We start from the raw sequence: 23,805 nt of genomic DNA, 5'->3' as shown, positions 1-23,805 counted from the left end.
GCTCATGATATAACTTATAAAAATTCGATTCGAAAAATACAAAGTAACATTTGATAGAGGCAGAAAGGTAAAAAACATGAACAAGAAAAATACATATTATGGAGAATTTGGTGGACAGTACGTGTCCGAGTCATTAATGAATACATTAGAGGAACTGGATGAGGCTTTTGAGGCAGCCATCAAAGATCCGGAGTTTATCGATCAGTATAACTATTATCTGAAACAGTATGTCGGACGTGAGACACCATTATATTATGCAGAACGTCTCAGCAAAAAATACGGTACAAAAATCTATCTGAAACGTGAAGATTTAAATCATACCGGTGCACACAAGATCAACAACGTTATCGGTCAGATCCTTCTGGCAAAACGTATGGGTAAAAAGAAAGTCATCGCAGAGACCGGAGCAGGTCAGCATGGCGTGGCAACAGCAACTGGCGCAGCACTGTTTGACATGGAATGCACCGTTTACATGGGAAAAGAAGATATTGAGCGTCAGGCATTGAATGTAATGCGTATGGAAATGCTTGGTGCAAAAGTTGTCAGCGTAGAGTCAGGCAGCAACACCTTAAAAGACGCCACAAACGAAGCAATTCGTACATGGGCAAAAACAGCAGAAGATACCTTCTATGTTATCGGTTCTGCCGTAGGTCCGTATCCGTATCCGAAGATGGTCAAAGAGTTCCAGCGCGTCATCAGTAAAGAAGCAAAAGCGCAGCATTACGAAGCAGAAGGAAAACTTCCTGACGTGGTTATGGCCTGCGTGGGCGGCGGTTCCAACTCCATCGGAATGTTTGCAGAATTTATTGACGAAAAAGATGTACAGCTGATTGGTGTGGAAGCAGCCGGACTTGGTGTAGAGACCGGAAAACATGCGGCAGCTATGGCACTTGGCGAGCCTGGAACCCTGCACGGCATGCGTTCATATCTGCTTCAGGATGAGGATGGAAACATTCAGCTGGCACATTCTATTTCTGCCGGACTGGATTACCCGGGCGTTGGACCGGAGCATGCATATCTGCGTGACAGCGGCAGAGCACAGTACGTATCCATCACAGATACAGAGGCAATGGATGCGCTGATGGAGCTTTGTGAATTAGAAGGAATCATTCCAGCCATCGAGAGTGCACACGCAATGGCTTATGCTTTCAAAAAAGCGAAAGAAATGACACCGGAGCAGTCCATGATCGTGTGTCTGTCCGGACGTGGTGACAAAGATGTTAATACTATTGCAAACTATCTGGCAGGAAAAGGTTATCTGAATTAATGAATCATTGACCAGATAGATGACGAAATAAAAAAACTATTTAAAACAAACAGCATGAATTAGTAAATTAAGCAATTATGGAAAATTAAATTTGGAGTAGAAGACTATGAACCGTATAGAGAAAAAATTACAGACATTACAGGAAAAAAACGAAAAAGCATTTATTACATATATTACTGCAGGACTTCCGGATATGGAGCATTGTGCAAAACTGATCCGTGCACAGGAAGAAGCAGGACTGGATATTCTGGAACTTGGTATTCCGTTTTCTGATCCGGCAGCAGATGGTCCGGTTATTCAGGATGCGTCCTACCGTTCTATTTTAAAAGGAACCAACCTGCGCAAGTGTTTTGAACTGGTAGACGGTGTCCGCAAAGACGGATGCGAGCTGCCGATCGTATTTATGATGTATTACAATACCGTGCTTCATTATGGATTAGAAGCATTTGCAGAAAAATGCGCAGAGGTTGGCGTAGACGGACTGATCATTCCGGATCTTCCGCTGGAAGAGCAGCAACCGTTAAAAGATGCACTGGCAAAACAGAATGCAACCATCCTGATCCAGTTGGTAGCGCCGGTATCTGACAAACGTATCCCGGAGATTTTGAAAGATGCAAGAGGATTTGTATATTGTGTATCCTCCATGGGTGTCACCGGTCAGGGTGCAAACTTCCATAAAGAAGTAATTTCTTATCTGAAATCTGTAAAAGAGCAGGCACAGATTCCAATCATGATGGGATTTGGTATTCGCACCGTGGCAGATGTAGAGCCGATGAAAGACATTATTGATGGAGCAATTGTTGGTTCCCATTTCATCAATCTGATGGAAGAAAATCAGTATGATCTGGATGTGGCAAAAGAATACATTCAGACTTTTAAGTCAGAGCTGAAGTAAATGAGATAAAGTAGAAAAATATTTTAAGATCATAAATTCTGCATATGTACGAATTTAGAAAGAGGAATAGAGGAAAAACAGCTTTTTATATGTGCAAGAACAGATTTATGAGCAGTTGGTTGTAAAAAAGGAGAATTAGTATCATGGATATGAAGCAGGCAATTCAGAGAGTAGCAGACAGACAGGATCTGACCCGTGCAGAGGCAGAAGAAGTAATGGAGCTTCTTCTGACTGGCGCAGCCACACAGGCGCAGATCGGAGCATTTTTGACCGGACTGCGTATGAAAGGTGAGACCATTGATGAGATCGTTGGTCTGGCATCTGTGCTGGCAGATAAAGCAGAGCACATTCATCCACATTCTGACAATTTTATCGATCTGGTAGGAACCGGCGGAGACTGCACCTATTCCTTCAATATTTCTACGACATCTGCTATTGTAACGGCAGCAGCTGGAGTGCCAGTGGCAAAACACGGCAATCGATCCATTTCAAGTAAGAGTGGAGCGGGTGACGTATTAGAGCAGCTTGGTGTAAATATTATGATGGAGCCGGAAAAAGTAGAGGCTTGTGTGGATGATGTCGGTATTGGATTTATGTTTGCGCAGACTTTTAATAAATCCATGCGGTTTGTAGGACAGGCGCGAAGCGAGATGGGCGTCCGTACCGTGTTTAACATTCTTGGTCCTCTGGCAAACCCATCTGGAGCAAAAGGTGTGGTAGTCGGTGTGTATGATCCGGCTCTGACGGAAACTATTGCAAATGTTATGGGACAGCTTGGTGTAAAACGTGCACTGGTAGTCAGCGGCAGAGATCATATGGATGAAATTACATTGAGCACAAAGACGGTTGTATCAGAATTAAAAGATGGAGCTGTAAAAACATATGAAATTGCACCGGAAGATTTTGGATTTAAGACCGTAGATCTGGCAGAACTGCAGGGTGGAACTGCTGCAGAAAATGCAGAGATTACACGTGCGATCCTTTCTGGAAAAGAGCAGGGGGCAAAACGTGAGATCGTGCTGCTGAATGCAGGAGCAGCTCTTTACATTGGCGGAAAAGCAGACAGTATTGCAGATGGAATCATTCTGGCAAAAGAAGCGATTGATTCTGGAAAAGCAGCAGAAGTGCTTGGAAATCTGGTAAATTATACAAAATAAGCAATAAGATGGATAAATCCTTACCGGTTGTAGGAATATTAACTATAAATATATTCATAAGAACTTATAAAATAAAAAGAACAACTGGTATGACGGCACCAATTGTTCTTTATTAATTCGTATTTATTCGCACTTGTTACGCAATGCTGTTCACTAATTTTGCTAAACGAGCAACTTTTCTGGAAGCATTGTTTTTGTGATAAACACCTTTGGATTCAGCTTTGCTGATAACGGAAGTAGCGGATACTAATGCTGCAGTAGCTGCTTCTTTATCGTTTGCTGCAACAGCTGCCTCTACTTTTTTAATAGCTGTTTTCACTGAAGAACGGATAGATTTATTTCTTTCTGTCTTTGTCTGCGCAACTAAGATTCTTTTCTTTGCTGATTTAATGTTAGCCAATCTGTACACCTCCCATGCTGAGAATTCTTAAATGATTGTTACATTAAAGCCGGACACGGACGAACTAATGTAAACATACTCATGTATTATAAGGTTGGAAATTGGAATTGTCAATAGAAAAACCGAAAAAAATGAAAAAATTGGTATAATTGTTTGTATTTTTTGAAATACTAGGATTATTTAGAAAAGTTGGGGTATTTTTTGTATGTTTGAAGTCAGAACAGACCTTGCGGTAGAGGAAAATGAACGGATTACAAAGGCACAGGAAGAGGCAAAAGGGATCACTGTTACAGAAGAAGATTTTGAAGAGGAGCAGATTCACATTACAACCGTGCGGATTACGACGGAGAATGGGGCAAAGCAGATGGGAAAACCGAAAGGAACCTATATTACATTAGAAGCGGCGGAAATGATCGAGGATGATGAGGATTACCACAGAGAAATTTCAAAGCGGTTGGCAGAAATCCTGAAAGAACTGATTCCGGTGGAAGATAGTGGAAAAAGAGGTGTACAGAGGGGAGTTGGATCACAAAGTCGAGAGGATTCAGAAAATATAGAAAGAAAGAGCAGTACACATTTTGCTGAAGTCAATCAAAATATTGATAAAAAAGAAGAAATCGGCACATCAATTCTGGTGGCAGGACTAGGTAACCGTCTGGTAACACCGGATGCATTAGGTCCACAGGTGGCAGACAATCTGTATATTACCCGGCACATTATAAAAGAATTTGGCAGACGGGCCTATGAAAATGAACAGGTGCAGCCTATCAGTGCCATTGTACCTGGCGTTATGGCGCAGACCGGTATGGAAAGTCAGGAGATCATAGCCGGAATTATCCATGAAGTACAGCCGGATTATCTGATTGTGGTGGATGCACTGGCAGCGCGAAGCGTTCGCCGTTTAGGGCGCACGATCCAGATCACAGATACGGGAATTTATCCCGGCTCCGGTGTTGGCAATCATCGCTATAGCATTACAAAAGAAACAACGGGAATTCCGGTGATTGCCATCGGTATTCCGACGGTAGTGGAAGCAGCAACGATTGTTTATGATTCCATGTCAACATTAATTGATGAACTGGCACATGCGGAAAGTCTGCAGCCGTTAAAAAGATCCTGGGGGAAATTGACGGAAGCAGAGCATCGGAATCTGATCCGGGAACTGTTATCTCCGCAGTTAAATCATATGTTTGTGACACCAAAGGACATTGATGCGGAGATCAAGCGTATGAGTTATACGATTTCCGAAGCAATCAATCAGGCATTTTGCGGCTAAAAACATGTCATAAGAACAGGATTTCTTCATATACTTATATACGGGGAAAAGGAATGTGACATGTTGAAAATAACGAAAAAAAGAAGGCGAAAAGAAAGAAGAAAACGTATGATCACAGCAGGTGTACTGTTGATTGGCAGCAGTCTGTTTCTGTGGATCTGTATATTAGGAGTCCGTAATACCAGTCTGTGGAATCGTCTGCAATATCAGATCTGTTATCTGATGCTGAAGCAGTATGCGCCGGTGCTGACCGCAGGAGATGGGGATCAGACTGCTTATCAGATAGAAGACGATACGACGATGTATGATATGCAGTCAGAAAGTCAGCTGTCTTATGATCAGATTTTGGTAAAAAAAGATCCACAGGAGACACAGACGGTGGATGCTTCTGCTGGAAATAGTGATACCGATGCAAATCAAACAGATCCTGAGAATACACAATCAAATGAAGCTGATGCATCATCGGGTGACGTGGCTACGACAGCTGTGTCGGCAGGTGGAAATGCAGTATCTCTGGAAAAATTAAATGATTTTGATTATCTGATTCAACATTATTATACCGTGGATAAGTCCACCACGATTAATAGCTCTCAACTTGTGGTGCAAAATCTGCTAAATAAAGATTGTACGATTCAGAAAACAACAGAAGATGTGCCGCAGATTCTGATCTATCATACCCACGGTTCCGAAGGTTATGCGGATTCCACACCGGGAGATCCAAATACTTCCGTGATTGCTGTGGGAAACCGACTGACGCAGCTTTTGCAGGATACATATGGCTATCACGTTTTACATGATACAGGAATTTATGACACGGATCGGGATCATGCCTACAATGTGGCAGCACCTGTGATCCAGAAAATTTTACAGGATCATCCGTCCATTGAAGTGGTGATCGATCTGCATCGTGACGGTGTGGCAGATACCACGCGTCTGGCAGCAAATATCAATGGCGTGGATATGGCGCAGGTGATGTTTTTTAACGGATTGAGTAAAACAACCGCTACTGGAGATATTGATTATCTGCGCAACCCTTATATCGAAGATAATCTGGCAATGTCTCTGAAAATGCAGCTTGCCGCCACAGAACTGTATCCGGGTTTTACAAGGAAAATTTATCTGAAAAGTTATCGTTACAATATGCATCTTTGTCCAAAATCATTATTGATCGAAGTGGGTGCCCAGACAAACACTCTGCAGGAGGCAGTCAATGCCATGGATCCGCTGGCACAGGTGCTGGATCGGGTGCTGAGTGGGAAATAGTTAAGAATGATAAAAAACACTTCCTATTTAACTAAAATTAGTGTATAATACTAAATTAATAAGTATTCGTGTCGGTTCTGACAGAAATTCCAAGGATGAATCATTTTTTATAATGTATTTAAAAATGTTTTTGTTTCAGTTTGATCGGGACAGAGGTCCATTCATATTACAGGAACCAAATGAATTACATCAGATAGTTTACTGGAGGGTATATTTTAAATGAGAGAAAAGTACGAGAGCTTATCGCTTGCTGTTTTAAAAGACCTTGCCAAGACAAGAGGATTAAAAGGAGTATCTGCTTTAAAGAAGGCAGATCTCATTGAACGTATGCTGCAGGAAGATGAGAAAGAAGTAGCAGTGGAAAAGGCAAAAGCAGCAGAAGAAAAGGCAACAGAAGAGAAGAAGACAGAAGAAAAGACAGAGTCAAAAGATAATGCAGAGGAAGCAGCAAAACCTGCAGGCAGAACCTATGTCAGAGAGCGCAAACCGGGACGTTACAGCACCAGAACAAATACGCGCCGTGAGGACAGGGATACTTCTGACCATTCAGAAGAAAAGAAGACAGAGGAAGAATTAGAGCAGATCCGAAAGGATGAGGCATCTCTAGACAGTGGAGAACAGGCGAACGGTATTCTGGAAGTTATGCCGGACGGTTACGGATTTATCCGTTGTGAAAATTATCTGCCGGGTGACAATGACGTGTATGTGGCACCGTCCCAGATCCGCCGCTTCAATTTAAAAACAGGCGATATTGTGTGCGGAAACAAACGTATCAAATCCCAGGGTGAGAAATTCAGCGCCCTGCTGTATGTTAGCACCGTAAACGGATATCCGCCGTATGAGGCAATGAACCGTAAACCGTTTGAAGATCTGACACCAATCTTCCCGAATGAGCGTCTGCGTCTGGAAACAAAGCCAAATGAGACAGCTATGCGAATTATGGATTTGATTTCCCCAGTTGGTAAAGGACAGCGTGGTATGATCGTTTCTCCGCCAAAAGCAGGAAAGACAACTTTATTGAAAAAAGTAGCAACCGCTGTAAAGACCAATAATCCGGACATGCATATGATCATTCTGCTGATTGATGAGCGCCCGGAGGAGGTAACAGATATCAAAGAGGCTATCGAAGGCGATAACGTAGAAGTTATTTATTCTACTTTCGACGAACTTCCGGAGCACCACAAACGTGTATCCGAAATGGTAATTGAGCGTGCAAAACGTCTGGTAGAGCATGGTCAGGATGTCATGATTCTTCTGGACAGTATCACCCGTCTGGCAAGAGCGTACAACTTAGTCGTTCCGCCAAGTGGACGTACGTTATCCGGTGGTCTGGATCCAGCGGCATTACATATGCCGAAACGATTCTTTGGTGCAGCCAGAAACATGCGTGAGGGCGGCAGCCTGACAATTCTTGCAACCGCTCTGGTTGAGACAGGAAGCAAGATGGATGATGTTGTTTATGAAGAATTCAAAGGAACCGGTAACATGGAGCTTGTTCTGGATCGCCGTCTGTCCGAAAAACGTATCTTCCCGGCCATCGACATTGTGAAGTCTGGAACACGTAGAGAAGATCTTCTTTTAGATAAAGAAGAACAGGAAGCTACTTATATTATGAGAAAAGCATTCAACGGCATGAAGTCCGACGAAGCAGTAGAAAATATACTGAATATGTTTGTTCGTACCAAAAATAATCATGAGTTCGTGGAACTTGTAAAAAAACGGAAATTTTTCTAAAAAACTGCTTGCAATAGAAAAAAGTGCATGCTATAATATGAAAGCTGTGTACCGTGAGCGCGCGGTACAGAAAGATTAACAAGTTTATTGTTTTTCATAGACGTAAGTAGAATTACAAAGAAATTTGGTATGCGAGGTGAAATTAATGAGAGAAGGAATCCATCCGGATTATTATCAGGCAACTGTAACCTGTAACTGCGGAAACACATTCGTAACAGGTTCTACAAAGAGCGATATTCACGTAGAGATTTGTTCTAAATGCCATCCATTCTATACAGGACAGCAGAAAGCAGCTCAGGCACGTGGACGTATTGATAAGTTCAACAAGAAATACGGCTTAAAATAATAGTAAGATATGTGTGAAAATCAGGTTGAGGTTGCAAAATCTCAACCTGTTTTGTTAAGCAGGAAATTTTATGTTTTCTGAGTTTGACGAAACGGAGAGGAATTTCTATGCGATATTCTGGAATTGGCGGTCAGGCCGTCATGGAAGGTGTCATGATGAAAAATAAGGAACGGTATGCAGTGGCAGTCCGTAAACCGGATCAGGAAATTGAAGTCATGACAAAAGAATATAAAGGAATTGTTCCGGGAGAAGTGTGGCAGAAGATTCCGCTGGTGCGCGGCGTGTTGAGTTTTATTGACTCTCTGGTGCTTGGAATGTCCACGCTGATGTATTCCGCTTCTTTTTTTGAGGATGAAGAAGAATCAAAGGAGAAGAAGCAGGATACCGCAGAGAAGAAAAAGGCAAAGGAAAATGCCATGATGGGCGGAACGGTAGCGTTGTCTATTATACTGGCAGTCGCTATTTTCATGATCCTGCCTTATTATCTGTCGGTACTGTGTTCCCGGTTTATTGCGAGCGATATGGTTGTAGCAGTGATCGAAGGAATCCTTCGTCTTGCAATTTTTATCGGATATATATTGCTGATCTCAAAGATGAAAGAGATTCAGCGTGTGTTCATGTATCATGGTGCGGAGCATAAATGCATCAACTGCATCGAACATGGATTGGAACTGAATGTGGAAAATGTGCGGAAGAGCTCCAAGGAGCACAAACGCTGTGGCACAAGTTTTCTGATGTTTGTCGTGATCATCAGCGTAATCTTGTTTCTGTTTATCCGTGTGGATTCTCATGCATTGCGTCTGGTGCTTCGCTTAGCGCTGGTGCCGGTGATCGCGGGCGTTTCCTATGAGCTGCTGCGTGCAGCAGGCCGTAGCGATAATCCGGTGATCAATCTGATCAGTAAACCGGGTTTGTGGATGCAGGGACTGACCACAAAGGAGCCGGATGACGACATGATCGAGGTCGGCATTGCTTCTGTGGAAGCTGTGTTTGACTGGAGAAGCTATATTGCAGAGATCCGTGCGGAAGAAGGTATTTCAGAGGCAGTCAATGCTGATACAAAATCTGAAGATGCTGAGCAGAAAGTGCAGGAGAAAAAGCCATGACATACCGGGAAGCAAGAATGCAGGCAGCAGCGCTGCTGAAAGCTGCAGGTGTGGAAAATGAGGCGGCAGAAAGCTGGTTTCTTATAGAAGCAGTCTGCCAGATCAGCCGCAGTTTTTATCTGCTGCATGAGCGGGATGAGATGAATCCGGAACAGGAAAAGGCTTATCTGGACCTGACGGAAAAACGCTGTCAGCGGATGCCGTTGCAGTATCTGACCGGAGAACAGGAATTTATGGGACTGCCCTTTGCGGTCAATGAACATGTCCTGATTCCGCGTCAGGATACGGAAGTGCTGGTGGAAGAAGCCATTCAGATCTTAAAAAATAAGATGCCGGATGCGGAAGTTTTGGATTTGTGTACTGGTTCTGGATGCATTGGAATCAGTATTCAGTCCTTTTGTCCAGATACAAAAGTGACCGGGGCAGATATTTCGAAAGAAGCATTGCAGGTGGCAAAGCACAATGCATTGCAGAATCAGGTGCCGGTGAGCTTGGTTCACAGTGATTTGTTTTCGGAAATTTCCGGCAGATTTGATATGATTGTATCGAATCCGCCTTACATTCCGAGTAACGTGATCGATACGCTGATGCCGGAAGTGCGTGACCATGAACCGATGGGAGCGTTGGACGGAAAAGCGGACGGGCTTTATTTTTACCGGAGGATTACGGAAGAAAGCGTTGCTCATCTGAATGACGGCGGCTATCTGCTGTATGAGATCGGTCATGATCAGGCAGAAGCAGTCAGCGGATTTATGAAAGAACATGGATTTAATGATATAAAAGTGATTCGCGATCTGGCGGGACTTGACCGGGTTGTGAGAGGAAGGAGATAAACTATGTTTGACAGACTGGAAGATACACTGGTGCGTTTTGAAGAGTTACTCAGTATGCTGAGTGAGCCGGATGTGGCAAATGACCCGAAACGTTTCCAGAAACTGATGAAGGAGCAGGCAGATCTGGCTCCGATCGTAGAAGCATACAAAGAGTATAAAGAAAATAAACAGAACATCGAGGACAGTCTTGCCATGTTGCAGGAGGAGAGCGATGAGGAACTTCGCGAGCTTGCAAAAGAAGAACTGGCAGAATCCAAAGAAAAAGTAGAAGAATTAGAGCAGAAATTAAAAATCCTTCTGCTTCCGAAAGATCCGAACGATGACAAAAACGTTATCGTGGAGATCCGTGCAGGTGCCGGTGGAGACGAGGCAGCACTGTTTGCAGCAGAAATCTACCGTATGTATGTACACTATGCAGAGAGCAAACGATGGAAAGTTGAGACCATGGACGTGGAGGAAATCGGTATCGGCGGTATGAAGTATGTCAGCTTCATGGTAACCGGTCAGGGTGCTTATTCTTTACTGAAATATGAGAGTGGTGTGCACCGTGTACAGCGTGTACCGGAGACAGAGTCCGGCGGACGTATCCATACTTCCACCATCACTGTTGCAATCATGCCAGAGGCAGAGGAAGTAGATGTACAGATTGATATGAACGACTGTAAATTCGATGTATTCCGTGCATCCGGAAACGGTGGACAGTGTGTCAACACAACTGACTCTGCTGTTCGACTGACACATATCCCGACAGGTATCGTAATTTCCTGTCAGGATGAGAAATCTCAGTTGAAAAACAAAGATAAAGCCTTAAAAGTACTTCGTGCAAAACTGTATGATATGGAATGCCAGAAAGCACATGATGCTGAGGCAGAGGCAAGAAGAAGTCAGGTCGGAACCGGAGACCGTTCCGAGAAGATCCGTACTTACAACTTCCCACAGGGACGTGTGACAGATCATCGTATTAAACTGACACTGTATCGTCTGGAGTCCATTATGAATGGTGATATTCAGGAGATCATTGATGCACTGATCGCAGCTGATCAGGCAGCAAAACTTGCGAAGATGAATGAAAATTAATTTGTCACAGGGCAAAAGCGATTATCCAGTTTTAGGGCAAAAGTTTTAGCCTGTGAGAAAAACAGACATCAAGTAAAAAACTAAGAATAACCTTGAGGAATTGTAAAAAAACAGTTCCCCAAGGTTTTTTGTATCTGATTGGGAGTTTTATGTGACTTGCTGATTTTAACACTTTTTATGTAAAATAGTTTTTCTTTGAAAAATAGAGGAGGTGTTATATACTTATTATACTTCACAAATTAAGTGTGGGGTATCTTATTTTTTGCGTTCAAAAATGAAAGTGAGTGCGATAAGAAAATAGTGTATAATAAATACAATATATCAAAAATTTGGAGGAATTACATAATGGGCGAGAATAGTGAATGTAAGAAAGTGCTCCACAGTTGTGTCGACTGTGGTGTAACAAATTGCAATAAAATGGACAAGTATTATCCGGACTTCTGCCTGACAACAGCTATGGATGAGACACTGTTAGGCGAAGTGATCCGCTTATATGATGACGAGGAGAATAAAAAAGTAACACTTGCAGCGGCAGGTGTGGAGAGTGATTATTATTGTCAGATGTGCCGCGTGGAGGAAACCATTGAATTTGCAAAACGGATCGGTGCAAAGAAAATCGGTATTGCTACCTGTGTGGGACTGATCCGTGAGACACGTACACTGACCAAAATTTTACGCAGTCATGGATTTGAGGTGTACGGTGTCGCCTGTAAAGCAGGTACGGTGCGTAAAACAGAAGTTGGGATTCCAAAAACCTGTGAAAACACCGGTGTGAACATGTGCAATCCTATTATACAGGCAAAGATGCTGAATGCAGAGCACACGGATCTGAATATTGTGATGGGACTTTGCGTGGGACATGACAGTATGTTTTACAAATATGCCGAAGGACTAACAACGACACTGGTGGTAAAAGACCGCGTGCTTGGTCATAATCCGGTGGCAGCATTGTATGCAGCGGATGGATATTATCACAACAAATTATGTCCACAGGATTAGCCAAAACTGGGATTAATAAAAACCAGAATTGGCAAAACTAAGATTTGATAAAAAATCATTTGGAAAAGAGGTTGAAACACAGTGATTCGTTTGGCAAAGGAAAAGGATTTGGATAACATACAGGAAATCTATGTGTATGCCCGCAAATTTATGGCAGAACATGGCAATCCAACCCAGTGGGGACAGACACGTCCAACGGAAGAAACGTTACGAAAAGATATTGAAAAAGAACAATTATATGTGATAGAGGAGCGGGATCGGCTTCAGGGAGTATTTGCCCTGATCATAGGAGAGGATCCGACTTATCAGAATATTGAGCAGGGCAGTTGGAAAGATACGACTCTTTATGGAACGATTCATCGGATCGCTTCTGCATCGGAAGCCCATGGTATCATGGAGCAGGTACTTGCATTTGCGTGGGAAAAAATCCAGCATTTACGTATTGATACCCATGAGAATAACAAAGTGATGCAGCATCTGATCCTGAAAAACGGGTTTGAAAAATGTGGCATTATTTATGTAGATGATGGAAGCCCGAGAGTTGCGTTTGAAAAAACATCTAAGGAAGAAGATGAAAAGAAAATCGCACAAAATCCCCATATGGAAGAGAAAGATTTAAAAGAATCCGATATAATAGATGCAACAGAGATAGCACATACAGTGACATCCTCAGAAGTAAATACGAAGCTTCAGATCCGAATTGCAACACCTTTGGATGCAAAAGAAATTTTAGACATATATGCGCCTTATATTTTGCAGACAGCGATTACTTTTGAATACGAAGTACCAACGCTGGAGGCATTTACCCGGAGAATCGAACAGACATTGGTGAAATATCCGTATTTGGTGGCAGAGCAGGACGGAAGAATCGTCGGGTATGCCTATGCAGGTCCGCTGCATGAGCGTGCGGCTTATGACTGGGCAGTGGAGACATCAATCTATGTGAAAATGGACGCAAAAGGACAGGGAATTGGGAAAAAATTATATGTAGCGTTGGAAGAGGCGCTGCTCAGACAACACATAGTCTGTGTAAATGCCTGCATCGCTTATCCAGATCAGGAAAAGGATGTTTATCTGACCAAAGACAGTGTGGACTTCCATGCTCATCAGGGTTACAAAATGGTGGGAAAATTTCATCAGTGCGCCTATAAATTTGATCACTGGTACAATATGGTATGGATGGAGAAAAGCCTGTGTGAGCGTCCGCAGCATCCAGAGCCGATGATCTGGTTTTCCAGACTGAGAAAAAAGAATGCAAAAACGGAACCGGTGGATTAGAGTAGGCACAGGATCGGAGCAATAACAGAATTGGGATAACATTAGAATAAACACGGAATCGGAATGAGAGCAGGATTGGGATAAAACTGGAATAAACACAGGGTCGGAACAATATAGAATTGGAATAAATCTTGCTGTCTGCCGCCTGATATGCTATACTAATCCAGTATGAAAAATAGCTACAATTATTATCACTGTGTATTCACAGAAATCCGCAGAAAAACAGGATGACTGTCAAAATACATGGGAGAAAGCAACTGGAAAAGGAAGTTTGGAATGAAATTAATTTCATGGAATGTCAATGGTTTGCGTGCCTGTGTACAGAAAGGATTTCTGGATTTCTTTCACGAGGCGGACGCAGATATTTTTTGTGTTCAGGAGACAAAACTTCAGGAAGGGCAGATTCAGCTTGACCTGGAAGGATATGAACAATATTGGAACTATGCGGAGAAAAAAGGTTATTCCGGTACCTCAGTATTTACGAAGCAGACACCGTTGTCCGTACGCTATGGAATCGGGATCGAAGAGCATGACCATGAAGGTCGTGTGATCACACTGGAATATGAGGACTTTTTCTTTGTGACAGTATATACGCCGAATTCCCAGAGTGAATTGGCACGTCTGGATTATCGTATGAAGTGGGAAGATGATTTCCTTGCTTATATTAAATCTCTGGAAGAGACAAAACCGGTGATCTATGCCGGAGACTTAAATGTGGCACATCAGGAGATCGATCTGAAAAACCCGAAGACAAACCGCAAAAATGCCGGTTTTACCGATGAGGAGCGTGGCAAATTTTCCAACGTTCTGGCAAGCGGCATGATCGATACCTACCGTTATTTTTATCCGGAGCAGACGGGCATTTATTCCTGGTGGTCTTACCGGTTTAAAGCCCGGGAGAAAAATGCTGGATGGAGAATTGATTATTTTGTTGTGTCAGAGTCATTAAAAGACCGGTTGCAGGATGCGAAGATCCATACGGAAGTGTTTGGATCGGATCACTGTCCGGTGGAATTGGATATTGAAATTTAGGAGTTTGGCATGAAGAAAGAACAAGAAACAGAAAACAATAAGACAGAAGAAAAAAAAGGTGATATGCGAAAAGAAGTGGTTAGCTGGGTTCGGATGTTCGTGATCGTGATCGCGGTGGTTTTCGTGTTGACGCAGTTTGTCATTATCAATGTCAGAGTACCGTCCGGATCCATGGAAAATACGATCATGACCAAGGATCGTCTGATTGGCTTCCGTTTTTCTTACTGGTTTGATGAGCCGCAGCGTGGAGATATTATCCTGTTTTCCTATCCGGTGGATGAGAAGCAGACTTACATTAAGCGTGTGATCGGACTGCCGGGTGAGACCGTTGAGATCCGGGATGGCAAAATTTATATCGATGGATCGTCAGAACCGCTGGAAGAAGATTACTTGAAGGAAACATGGACCTGGGAAAATGACGGTTATACGTTTAAAGTACCAGAGGGATGTTATTTTGTACTGGGTGATAACCGAAACGATTCGGAAGACGGTCGTTTTTGGGCACAGATCGCGTTAAACGAGGGAAAAGCTTCGACACCGGAAGAAGCAGAACCGTACAGTTACGTGAAAAAAGATGAGATCAAGGGCAAAGCGATTTTTAAATATTATTCAAAATTCGCGATATTGACCAATAAATAATAAATAAGCGACAGCATATGCACATGGAGGAAACAAAAATGGCAGAATCAATGAAAGACTTTGAAAAAGAACTGGAAGAATCCTATAAAGTAATGGGAGACGGTGAAAAAGATACCGACACTTTACTGGCATGGGAGAAAATCAAAGAGTTATATGAGAATCAGGAGACACTGGATGTAACCGTATCCGGTATCGTAAATAAAGGTGTCATCGCACTGGTAGAGGGTGTACGTGGATTTATTCCTGCATCCAGACTGAGTTTAAGTCATGTGGACGATTTAAATCCATGGCTTGGCAGAGAGCTGAAAGTCCGCATTATCACAGCAGACGCTGAGAATGACAAACTGGTATTATCTGCAAGAGAGATTTTAAAAGAGCAGCGCGATGCAGAGAAAAAATTAAAAGTAGCTGAGATCAAAGAAGGCGAAGTGCTGACTGGTAAAGTAGAAACTATCAAAGATTACGGCGCATTTGTAGATCTGGGCGATGGTGTATCCGGTCTGGTACATATTTCTCAGATTTCTCTGGATCGTATCAAACATCCGTCTGTTGTTCTGAAAGAAGGACAGGAAGTACAGGTAAAAGTCATTGGAAATAAAGATGGCAAGATCAGTCTCAGCATGAAAGCACTGCTTCAGGAAAAAGAGCAGGAAGAAGAAGTGCATGTGGAGATTCCGGAAGCAGAAGAGATCGGAACATCCATGGGTGATCTGTTGAAAAAATTCAAATTTTAGTTAACTTAAATTTAAGAAAGCCCATTGTTTCAGTTGTGTAAAATAAGAAGCAATGGGGACTTCTTTATATCAGAAGGGGAATATAGTCCTCTTTTCAAAAAAATAAAAATCGGAGGAGTATCATGGCAGCAAATAAGATTGTACATGAGCCGGGAAAATATTTTGACTGTACCTCCATGCATGGAAAATGGTGTACCATTACAATGGTGGGACAGGATGTCGGTTATGCCCGGGTAGGAATTATTTCTTCCGGACGCGATTATATATTGTTTCAGTTCCGGGATAAAACGGGACTGGTGGCAAAAGCGTATGTTAAACATATCGTGGAAGTCAAAATGAATGAACGTAAATTGAAAAAAGAGCAGGAGCTGGTAGTGCGCGAGTGGGATGACAGTGTGAATCCGTTTACCTATTTTCTGGATAAACGCTGTGATATCCATGTGCATCAGACACGGTTGTTTGAAGCCAGTCCGGGATTTTTTCATGCAAAAATTATGTTTGTGGGTGAAAATATCATTCGTATACACGAAAACAGCAAAGACTATAATCTGAACCAGTTTATGATCTGTGGAATGATGGAGAGTTGAGAGGGTAAAGCAATGGAGAACGAGAAAAATATGGCGATGCCGGAATTTACAAACGAAGAGGTTGAAAAGGCAATCAAACAATTCCTGGATGAAAAATCAAATGAAAATATGGCAAATCTGATGCAGGCGATGAGAGATACAAGATTTCTGGTACCGGCAGATTTTCCACCAGATATTAAAAAGCAGGTGATCGAAAAAGCAAAACGTGGGGAGAAGATTGATGTGAAAACAGCACCACGTATGCTTCCGATTATTGTTCAGAACCCACAGGGGGAACATTTTGCACCGGCATACACATCTTCCAAACAGATGGCAGAAAAAGGAAAATATCCGGCAATTCTGAATGTGACGATAGACGAATTGTTACGTATCGGTTCTAATCCGTCACTGAAGTTGAAAGGAATCATTGTCAATCCAGATACCGATAAAATGATCCTGCATCCGAAATTTATCGATGCGATGAAACAGCTGAAAGCAGCGCAGAAACAGGGAACTGCACCACAGGGCAAACCTGAGGTGAAAGAACTTAAGATGAGTCGTGCGCAGTTTGAATTGTTTGCCCGCAGAACCTGTGAATGGGGAATTATTCCGCGAGTTGTATACAATGAAAATGCAGAGTTTATGAAAAAACTGGAAGAGAAGCAGGGCAAATTTATGGCAACGCTGTACCGTCAGCCATACGGTGATAAACTTCCGTGTCCGTATTCTGAAAAAGATTTTGAGATTATGATTCTTGATATTGACGAGGAGACCTGTGTGGCAAGCATTGAGCTCCCAAAACAGAATATGGCACCACAGATGGCACATTCTATGTACATTGTATGGAATCCGCAGAACAACGAAATGCGTTATTTCACAATTGAGCAGGGAATGCCGAACGAAGACAACGTACTTTGCAGTGTAGATGCTGCCGGAAAACGTGAGGAGCTTCAGACTGCTCCGCCAACCGGAAGTGAGATTTCTGCCGTACTGGAACTGGTGCGTGAGGATCGCGAAGATGCACAGGCAGAATAGTATTCAAGAATGCTCCGGCATTCTTGTTGCGAGGTGCGCGTCATGCAATTGCATGACATACTTCAACTGCGCACCTCTGTAATCCTGCCGGAGGCTATATCAGAATAACGGTATTGATTATTTTGAAATAATTGCTATAATAAATAATTGTGTTTAGAAAACAGAATAGACAGTTCGTTTGTACCATCCTGTCGTAAAATAAAACCAGGGCTAGATCAGACAATCTGTGTTTATTCGAGCCGTGGTGAGAGAAAGCCACGGCTCTTTTTTGGTGATAGCACACTTCCAGGAAAAAAGAAGTTGCGCTGAATTTTGGGTGAAGAAAAATTGTGAAGCGTAAAAGTGAGCTCTGGAATAGAGAATAAAAGGTATGGAATCAGGTGAAAGGTGCAGACGGGAAAGGAACAGGGGATTTATGTATAAAATTCGAATAGAAGAAAGTTTTGATTCGGCACATTTTCTTGCCGGATACGAAGGAAAATGCAGCAATTTGCATGGACACCGCTGGCGGATCGTGATGGAAGCCAAAGCAGAAACGCTGCATGAAGACGGACAGTTACGTGGCATGGTTACGGATTTTGGAGACATCCGCAGAGATTTAAAAGAACTGGCAGATAGCTATGACCATGCATTCATTTATGAGAGTGGTACGTTAAAACCGTTGACCGTTCAGGCATTACAGGAAGAACACTTCCGTCTGATCGAAGTACCGTTTCGTCCGACGGCAGAGAATTTTTCCAAATTCTTTTATGAAAAGATGACAGAAAAAGGATATGACGTGCAGGAAATTGCGGTGTATGAGACACCGAACAACTGTGCGATCTATTCAGAAAATTAAGATGGAGAACAGAATTATATGGCAAATTATAAAGTGGTAGAAATATTCAGCAGCATCAACGGAGAGGGCACCCGGGCAGGACAGCTTGCAGTGTTCATTCGTATGCAGGGGTGTAATCTGAATTGTGCCTATTGTGATACGAAATGGGCGAACGAGGCAGATGCGCGGTTTCGTTGGACATCCACAGAGGAAATTGTGGAACTGCTCCGCACGATGGAGATCAAAAATGTAACCATTACAGGCGGAGAGCCGCTGCTTCAGGAAAATATTTTAGAACTGTTAGAGACACTGGCGCAGGAAAAAACATTGCGTGTGGAGATTGAGACAAACGGAAGCGTGGATCTGACACCGTTTACAGAAATTCCGAACGGACCGTCCTTTACTATGGACTATAAACTGCCGGGAAGCGGAATGGAAGCGCAGATGCGTACCGAAAATTTTGTCCTGCTTGGCGCGGGTGATACGGTAAAATTTGTGGTGAAAGATTATACAGATCTGTGCCGGGCGCGGGATGTGATCCGGGAATATGATCTGACAGAAAAATGTCATGTATACTTAAGCCCGGTATATGGACAGATTGAATTGGAAGATATCGTAAACTTTATGAAAGATAACCGCATGAACGATGTTAACATGCAGCTTCAGATGCACAAGATCATCTGGGACAGCGAAATGCGTGGCGTGTAGGATATCAGGAATCGACGTGATGACAGAAAGGAGTCGTAAGTTATGGCAATAGACAAAGACGCAGTGCGTGAGCATGTCCGTGGACTGCTGATCGCTCTGGGAGATGATCCGGATCGTGAGGGACTCAAAGATACCCCGGATCGTGTGGCACGGATGTACGAAGAAGTGTTCGAGGGAATGAATTATACCAATCACGAAATTGCACAGATGTTTGACAAGACCTTTGAAGAAGATCTGACATTTTCGTCTGAAAACAGTGATTTTGTCATTGTAAAAGACATTGATATTTTCAGCTACTGTGAGCATCATATGGCATTAATGTATGATATGAAAGTGACTGTGGCATATGTGCCAAATGGAAAAGTCATCGGACTGAGCAAAATTGCCCGGATCGCAGATATGGTTTCCAAACGTCTGCAGCTCCAGGAGCGCATTGGAACGGATATTGCGGAGATCATGCAGGAAATTACCGGATCAGAAGATGTGGCAGTTCTGATTGAAGGTTGCCATAGCTGCATGACTGCCCGGGGAATCAAGAAAACCGATGCAAAGACCTATACGACTACTTTGCGTGGACGGTTCCAGACCGATATGCTGCTGCAGATGCGCCTGAACCGGTAAAATGTGTAAAATACGAACCATTGAAATACAAAATGTAGGATGAAGTGTAAACATAGAAAATAGATAGAGAATCTGGAGGAAAAAACATGAGTGAAAAAGCATTAGTATTATTCAGCGGCGGCGTGGATTCCACCACCTGTCTGGGACTTGCGATTGACCGTTATGGAAAAGAAAATGTCATTGCACTGTCTGTTTCATACGGACAGAAGCATGAAAAAGAGATTGAAGCATCCAGAAAAATTGCAGAATATTATGGTGTAGAACATTTGTATTTGGATCTGGGCGAGATTTTTCAGTATAGTAACTGTTCTCTGCTCAGTCATTCTACTGATGAGATTCCGGAGGAGGCATATGCCGAGCAGCTCAGCAAGACAGATGGAAAACCGGTGTCTACTTATGTGCCGTTCCGAAACGGACTGTTTTTATCCTCTGCAGCAAGCATTGCCCTGTCCAAAGAGTGTAGCGTGATCTACTATGGCGCACACAGTGATGATGCAGCAGGCAGCGCCTATCCGGATTGCTCCGATGCTTTCAATAATGCTATGAAGGATGCTATTTATCTGGGAAGCGGAAAACAGGTGACTATTGAAGCACCGTTTGTCAACTGGACAAAGGCAGATGTTGTCAAAAAAGGGTTACAGTTGAAAGTGCCGTATGAACTGACCTGGAGCTGCTATGAAGGTGGCGAGAAGCCATGTGGAAAATGCGGTACCTGTATCGACCGTGCAGCAGCTTTTGAGAAAAATGGCGTGAAAGATCCGGCACTGGACTAAAGTGCTGGAATAAGAGAAATATGCTGTCTGAATTTCTGAAAAGAAGGCAGATTCAAGTCGAATTTGAAATGAGCAGATGTATGACAGTATGTAAACGTAGAATGCGAGAAATGAGGAAAAAATAAATGTCAGGAAGAAGTAAAGAAGAAACCGCAGGCGTATCCTTGCTTGGAAATCAGAATGTCCGTTATCCGGACAATTATGCGCCGGAAGTATTGGAAACTTTTGTGAATAAACATCCGGGAAATGATTATTTTGTAAAATTTAACTGTCCGGAATTTACCAGTCTGTGTCCGATCACAGGACAACCGGATTTTGCGACCATTACGATTTCCTATGTTCCGGGGGAACGGATGGTTGAGAGCAAATCCCTGAAGCTGTATCTGTTCAGCTTCCGCAATCATGGAGATTTCCATGAGGATTGCGTCAATGTCATTATGAAAGACCTTATCAAACTGATGAATCCGAAATACATTGAAGTGTGGGGAAAATTTACTCCGAGAGGCGGTATTTCCATTGATCCGTACTGTAATTATGGTAAACCGGGTACAAAGTGGGAAGACGTTGCATGGAACCGGATGGCAAATCATGACTTATATCCGGAGAAAGTAGATAATCGTTAATAGAACGTAGAAGTGTGAAAATGACCTGTAGGATGTAGGGATGTGCGGAAGAATAGATCATGTGTTGTGTGATGCACATTTCACAGTAAGAATGTGAATGACATTCCTGGATGGGAGGAAGAAAAACATGGACGAAATGAAACGAATTGACCGTGTGCTGAAATATAAAGGTGCCATTGTGGACGTGTATGATGATGTTATGCAGTCCCCAAGCGGAAATATTGCACACTGGGATTATGTTGCGCACCGGAAAGGCGCAGCAGCAGTGCTTCCGGTAACGGAAGACGGCAAAATCCTGATGGTGCGCCAGTATCGCAATGCACTGGATCGTGAGACGCTGGAAATTCCAGCCGGCTCCAGAGACAGTGTGGAGGAGCCGACTTCTGTTTGTGCTGCCAGAGAACTGGAGGAAGAGACCGGTTATAAAGCGGCTCATTTGGAACTTTTGATCACGGTTTCCACCACCGTGGCATTTTGCAATGAAACCATCGACGTGTATCTGGCGACAGATCTGACGAAAACACAGCAGCATCTGGATGAGGACGAATTTGTGGAAGTGGAGAGTTATACCATTGAGGAATTGAAAGATATGGTTCTGACACAGAAAATTCAGGATTCCAAGACTGTTGCTGCAATTATGGCATATTACGGTAAATACTGCATATAGATGAAAAAAAGGATTAGCAGGGTTACCGAAATAGATGATCACAGGAACTTTACGACAACCGGGAAAAGTAACAATGCTGCAAAAATGCATGCTGCTTTTTCTTGGTTGTTTCTTTTTGGGTGTATTTCTGGCAAATTTTTCACTTCATGATGAAGCATTGTGGATCGGATTTCTGCATGAAAATCAGGTGCGGCAGTTTGCGGGTGCAGAGGATGTGGAACATGCAGAAGCATTATTAAAAACCATTCTTTTGCAGCGTGGACTTCCATGGATGATATTATTGATTGCATTGTGCTTTCGTTTTGGATGCGCCGTTTGTGCTATCTGGTTTGGATGGCTTGGACTTTCCGGTGGTTTTGTGTTTGCGGCGCTGCTTGGGCGGTATGGATTTTCCGGGATCGGGCAGATGGGAATCCTTGGATTTCCACAAGTCGCTGCTTATGCGGCAGCGTACATTTTTTTATTAGTTCTGATGGAAGCTGGAAAACGTGTCAGACAGGAGCGAAGAAATGCACACCTGTTGAAAAATAAACCAGATCTAAAAGCACAGGCATTATTGATCGTACTATTTTTATTGGATACGGGAATTTATGGAGCCGGAATCTGGTTGGAGTATTGGGTAAATCCGTGGATTTTATTACATACAGCTGTCGTTGGATGACAGAAAAGTAGGAACGATTCCTGATTTTGCGTTGAGATATGTTGTGTGATAGAATTGTATCTTGTGATAGAAGTGTAGCTGATGAAAAGGAAAGATTAGTACTTTGACTATAAGCCCCAAAATGATCAAATACGATAGGATGCTTGAACAAAAAAAGATACCCTGATCTTAAAAATAAGAAAAGGATATCTTTTTTATTTTGATGTTTATTATTTTTGATTTTTCTATTACTGATTTAATGATACAGGTAAAACTATTTTACAGAATCAGCAATAGCATAAAGTAACTGTTCGGATTCTTCCCATCCAAGACACGGATCGGTAATGGATTTTCCGTAAATATGTTCACCGATCTTCTGGTTACCCGGGCAGATATAACTTTCGATCATAACACCTTTTACCAGTTTGTGGATGATGTCAGATTCTTTGCGGTTGTGCATTACTTCTTTGACGATACGAACCTGCTCTGCATATTTTTTGTTTGAGTTAGAATGGTTGGCATCTACGATACAAGCCGGATTGACCAGATCCATTTTTTCGTACATCTCATTCAGACGGATCAGATCTTCGTAATGATAATTCGGGATGGCAACGCCGCGTTTGTTTACTGCACCACGCAAAATAACGTGGGAGAGTGGGTTGCCGGTCGTGTCAACTTCCCATCCGCGATGTACAAAATGATGCGGATGCTGTGCAGCGTATACAGAATTCAGCATAACAGAGAAGTCACCACTGGTCGGATTCTTCATACCGCTGGCTACATCAAAACCACTGACGGTCAGACGATGCTGCTGATCTTCAACAGAACGGGCGCCGATGGCTACATAGGAGAGTAAATCATTGATGTAATCCCAGTTTTCCGGGTAAAGCATCTCATCTGCTGCAGACAGACCAGTTTCTTCGATGGCGCGCAGATGCAGTTTACGAACAGCGATCAGTCCTGCAACCATATCCGGTTTTGCTTCCGGGTCCGGCTGTGTGGCAATTCCTTTGTATCCTTCGCCGGTAGTACGCGGTTTGTTTGTGTAGATACGCGGAATGATGATCAGTTTGTCTTTGGTCTGCTCATTGACTTTTGCAAGTCTGTGAATATAATCCATGACAGGTTCTTCCTTGTCGGCAGAACACGGTCCGATGATCACAAGGAATTTATCGGATTCTCCGCGCAGAACACGGGCAATCTCTGCATCACGTTTCTGTTTGATCTTCTGGCAGGCTTCGCTTAACGGGTAAGTCTGTTTGATTTCTTCCGGTGTCGGTAATTGTTTTAAATATGAAAAACTCATTGTGTTACTCCAT

At 43.0% G+C, this 23,805-nt stretch carries 26 protein-coding genes; 24 read left to right on the top strand and 2 right to left on the bottom strand.

What is annotated here, in order from left to right:
• Positions 1-76: 76 nt before the first annotated feature.
• From trpB to trpD, 3 genes are all read left to right on the top strand, one after another.
• The gene (trpB, locus tag DXB15_RS04410) at positions 77-1,267 is read left to right on the top strand and encodes a tryptophan synthase subunit beta (RefSeq protein WP_118702168.1); all 1,191 of its coding nucleotides are present in this window, start codon (positions 77-79) and stop codon (positions 1,265-1,267) included.
• A 106-nt stretch (positions 1,268-1,373) separates the two neighbouring features.
• A complete protein-coding gene (gene trpA, locus DXB15_RS04405) occupies positions 1,374-2,162 on the top strand; it encodes a tryptophan synthase subunit alpha (protein WP_118702167.1) in 789 nt (262 codons plus the stop codon).
• A 149-nt stretch (positions 2,163-2,311) separates the two neighbouring features.
• Positions 2,312-3,319 (top strand): anthranilate phosphoribosyltransferase, encoded by a 1,008-nt coding sequence (trpD, locus tag DXB15_RS04400; protein WP_118702219.1) that lies wholly within the window; start codon positions 2,312-2,314, stop codon positions 3,317-3,319.
• A 136-nt stretch (positions 3,320-3,455) separates the two neighbouring features.
• Here trpD and rpsT read toward each other — a convergent pair whose 3' ends face one another.
• Entirely contained in the window at positions 3,456-3,719 is a 264-nt protein-coding gene (gene rpsT / locus DXB15_RS04395; protein WP_109214347.1) for a 30S ribosomal protein S20, read from the bottom strand.
• A 205-nt stretch (positions 3,720-3,924) separates the two neighbouring features.
• On the opposite strand from rpsT, the gene gpr reads away from it, so the two are divergent.
• From gpr to DXB15_RS04290, 21 genes are all read left to right on the top strand, one after another.
• Positions 3,925-4,995 carry a GPR endopeptidase gene (gene gpr, locus DXB15_RS04390; RefSeq protein ID WP_109214346.1) on the top strand — a complete coding sequence of 357 codons (1,071 nt, stop codon included), beginning with the start codon at positions 3,925-3,927 and terminating at the stop codon, positions 4,993-4,995.
• Positions 4,996-5,055: 60 nt separating this feature from the next.
• Positions 5,056-6,258 (top strand): stage II sporulation protein P, encoded by a 1,203-nt coding sequence (spoIIP, locus tag DXB15_RS04385; RefSeq protein ID WP_118702166.1) that lies wholly within the window; start codon positions 5,056-5,058, stop codon positions 6,256-6,258.
• A gap of 219 nt (positions 6,259-6,477) precedes the next feature.
• Entirely contained in the window at positions 6,478-7,992 is a 1,515-nt protein-coding gene (gene rho / locus DXB15_RS04380; RefSeq protein WP_109214344.1) for a transcription termination factor Rho, read from the top strand.
• Positions 7,993-8,137: 145 nt separating this feature from the next.
• Positions 8,138-8,338 (top strand): 50S ribosomal protein L31, encoded by a 201-nt coding sequence (rpmE, locus tag DXB15_RS04375; RefSeq protein ID WP_021739751.1) that lies wholly within the window; start codon positions 8,138-8,140, stop codon positions 8,336-8,338.
• A 107-nt stretch (positions 8,339-8,445) separates the two neighbouring features.
• A complete protein-coding gene (locus tag DXB15_RS04370; RefSeq protein WP_118702165.1) occupies positions 8,446-9,444 on the top strand; it encodes a DUF1385 domain-containing protein in 999 nt (332 codons plus the stop codon).
• Positions 9,441-10,277 (top strand): peptide chain release factor N(5)-glutamine methyltransferase, encoded by an 837-nt coding sequence (prmC, locus tag DXB15_RS04365; RefSeq protein ID WP_118702164.1) that lies wholly within the window; start codon positions 9,441-9,443, stop codon positions 10,275-10,277. Before DXB15_RS04370 ends, prmC begins: the two co-directional genes overlap by 4 nt.
• A gap of 3 nt (positions 10,278-10,280) precedes the next feature.
• A complete protein-coding gene (gene prfA, locus DXB15_RS04360; protein ID WP_109214341.1) occupies positions 10,281-11,354 on the top strand; it encodes a peptide chain release factor 1 in 1,074 nt (357 codons plus the stop codon).
• Between the two features lie 345 nt (positions 11,355-11,699).
• On the top strand, positions 11,700-12,353 hold the full coding sequence (locus DXB15_RS04355; protein ID WP_118702163.1) for a DUF1847 domain-containing protein: 654 nt from the start codon (positions 11,700-11,702) through the stop codon (positions 12,351-12,353).
• 81 nt (positions 12,354-12,434) lie between these two features.
• Positions 12,435-13,631, top strand: coding sequence for a GNAT family N-acetyltransferase (locus tag DXB15_RS17530; protein ID WP_330427462.1), 1,197 nt, complete (start codon positions 12,435-12,437; stop codon positions 13,629-13,631).
• Between the two features lie 276 nt (positions 13,632-13,907).
• Positions 13,908-14,663 carry an exodeoxyribonuclease III gene (locus tag DXB15_RS04345; protein WP_109214339.1) on the top strand — a complete coding sequence of 252 codons (756 nt, stop codon included), beginning with the start codon at positions 13,908-13,910 and terminating at the stop codon, positions 14,661-14,663.
• Positions 14,664-14,672: 9 nt separating this feature from the next.
• A complete protein-coding gene (gene lepB, locus DXB15_RS04340; RefSeq protein ID WP_109214338.1) occupies positions 14,673-15,302 on the top strand; it encodes a signal peptidase I in 630 nt (209 codons plus the stop codon).
• A 38-nt stretch (positions 15,303-15,340) separates the two neighbouring features.
• Entirely contained in the window at positions 15,341-16,036 is a 696-nt protein-coding gene (locus DXB15_RS04335; protein WP_109214337.1) for a S1 RNA-binding domain-containing protein, read from the top strand.
• A gap of 122 nt (positions 16,037-16,158) precedes the next feature.
• Positions 16,159-16,623, top strand: a complete 465-nt coding sequence (locus tag DXB15_RS04330) for a hypothetical protein (protein ID WP_109214336.1) — start codon at positions 16,159-16,161, stop codon at positions 16,621-16,623.
• Between the two features lie 12 nt (positions 16,624-16,635).
• A complete protein-coding gene (locus DXB15_RS04325; protein ID WP_118702162.1) occupies positions 16,636-17,637 on the top strand; it encodes an SseB family protein in 1,002 nt (333 codons plus the stop codon).
• 415 nt (positions 17,638-18,052) lie between these two features.
• A complete protein-coding gene (locus tag DXB15_RS04320; RefSeq protein WP_118702161.1) occupies positions 18,053-18,475 on the top strand; it encodes a 6-pyruvoyl trahydropterin synthase family protein in 423 nt (140 codons plus the stop codon).
• Between the two features lie 18 nt (positions 18,476-18,493).
• Complete coding sequence (gene queE / locus DXB15_RS04315; RefSeq protein ID WP_118702160.1) at positions 18,494-19,162, top strand: putative 7-carboxy-7-deazaguanine synthase QueE; 669 nt, start codon at positions 18,494-18,496, stop codon at positions 19,160-19,162.
• 42 nt (positions 19,163-19,204) lie between these two features.
• Positions 19,205-19,783, top strand: a complete 579-nt coding sequence (folE, locus tag DXB15_RS04310) for a GTP cyclohydrolase I FolE (protein WP_109214327.1) — start codon at positions 19,205-19,207, stop codon at positions 19,781-19,783.
• Between the two features lie 86 nt (positions 19,784-19,869).
• Positions 19,870-20,556 (top strand): 7-cyano-7-deazaguanine synthase QueC, encoded by a 687-nt coding sequence (gene queC / locus DXB15_RS04305; RefSeq protein WP_118702159.1) that lies wholly within the window; start codon positions 19,870-19,872, stop codon positions 20,554-20,556.
• Positions 20,557-20,681: 125 nt separating this feature from the next.
• Positions 20,682-21,179, top strand: a complete 498-nt coding sequence (queF, locus tag DXB15_RS04300; RefSeq protein WP_109214325.1) for a preQ(1) synthase — start codon at positions 20,682-20,684, stop codon at positions 21,177-21,179.
• Between the two features lie 127 nt (positions 21,180-21,306).
• A complete protein-coding gene (locus DXB15_RS04295; RefSeq protein ID WP_109214324.1) occupies positions 21,307-21,846 on the top strand; it encodes an NUDIX hydrolase in 540 nt (179 codons plus the stop codon).
• Between the two features lie 34 nt (positions 21,847-21,880).
• Complete coding sequence (locus DXB15_RS04290) at positions 21,881-22,507, top strand: hypothetical protein (RefSeq protein WP_118702158.1); 627 nt, start codon at positions 21,881-21,883, stop codon at positions 22,505-22,507.
• Positions 22,508-22,760: 253 nt separating this feature from the next.
• Here DXB15_RS04290 and DXB15_RS04285 read toward each other — a convergent pair whose 3' ends face one another.
• A complete protein-coding gene (locus tag DXB15_RS04285) occupies positions 22,761-23,792 on the bottom strand; it encodes a 3-deoxy-7-phosphoheptulonate synthase (protein ID WP_109214322.1) in 1,032 nt (343 codons plus the stop codon).
• Positions 23,793-23,805: the final 13 nt, after the last annotated feature.

Origin of the sequence: Roseburia sp. OM02-15, assembly GCF_003481835.1 — a bacterium.
GTDB lineage: Bacteria > Bacillota > Clostridia > Lachnospirales > Lachnospiraceae > Eubacterium_I > Eubacterium_I ramulus_A.
Note: the sequence above shows the minus strand (reverse complement) of the source record. Positions and strands in the feature narration are given on the sequence as shown.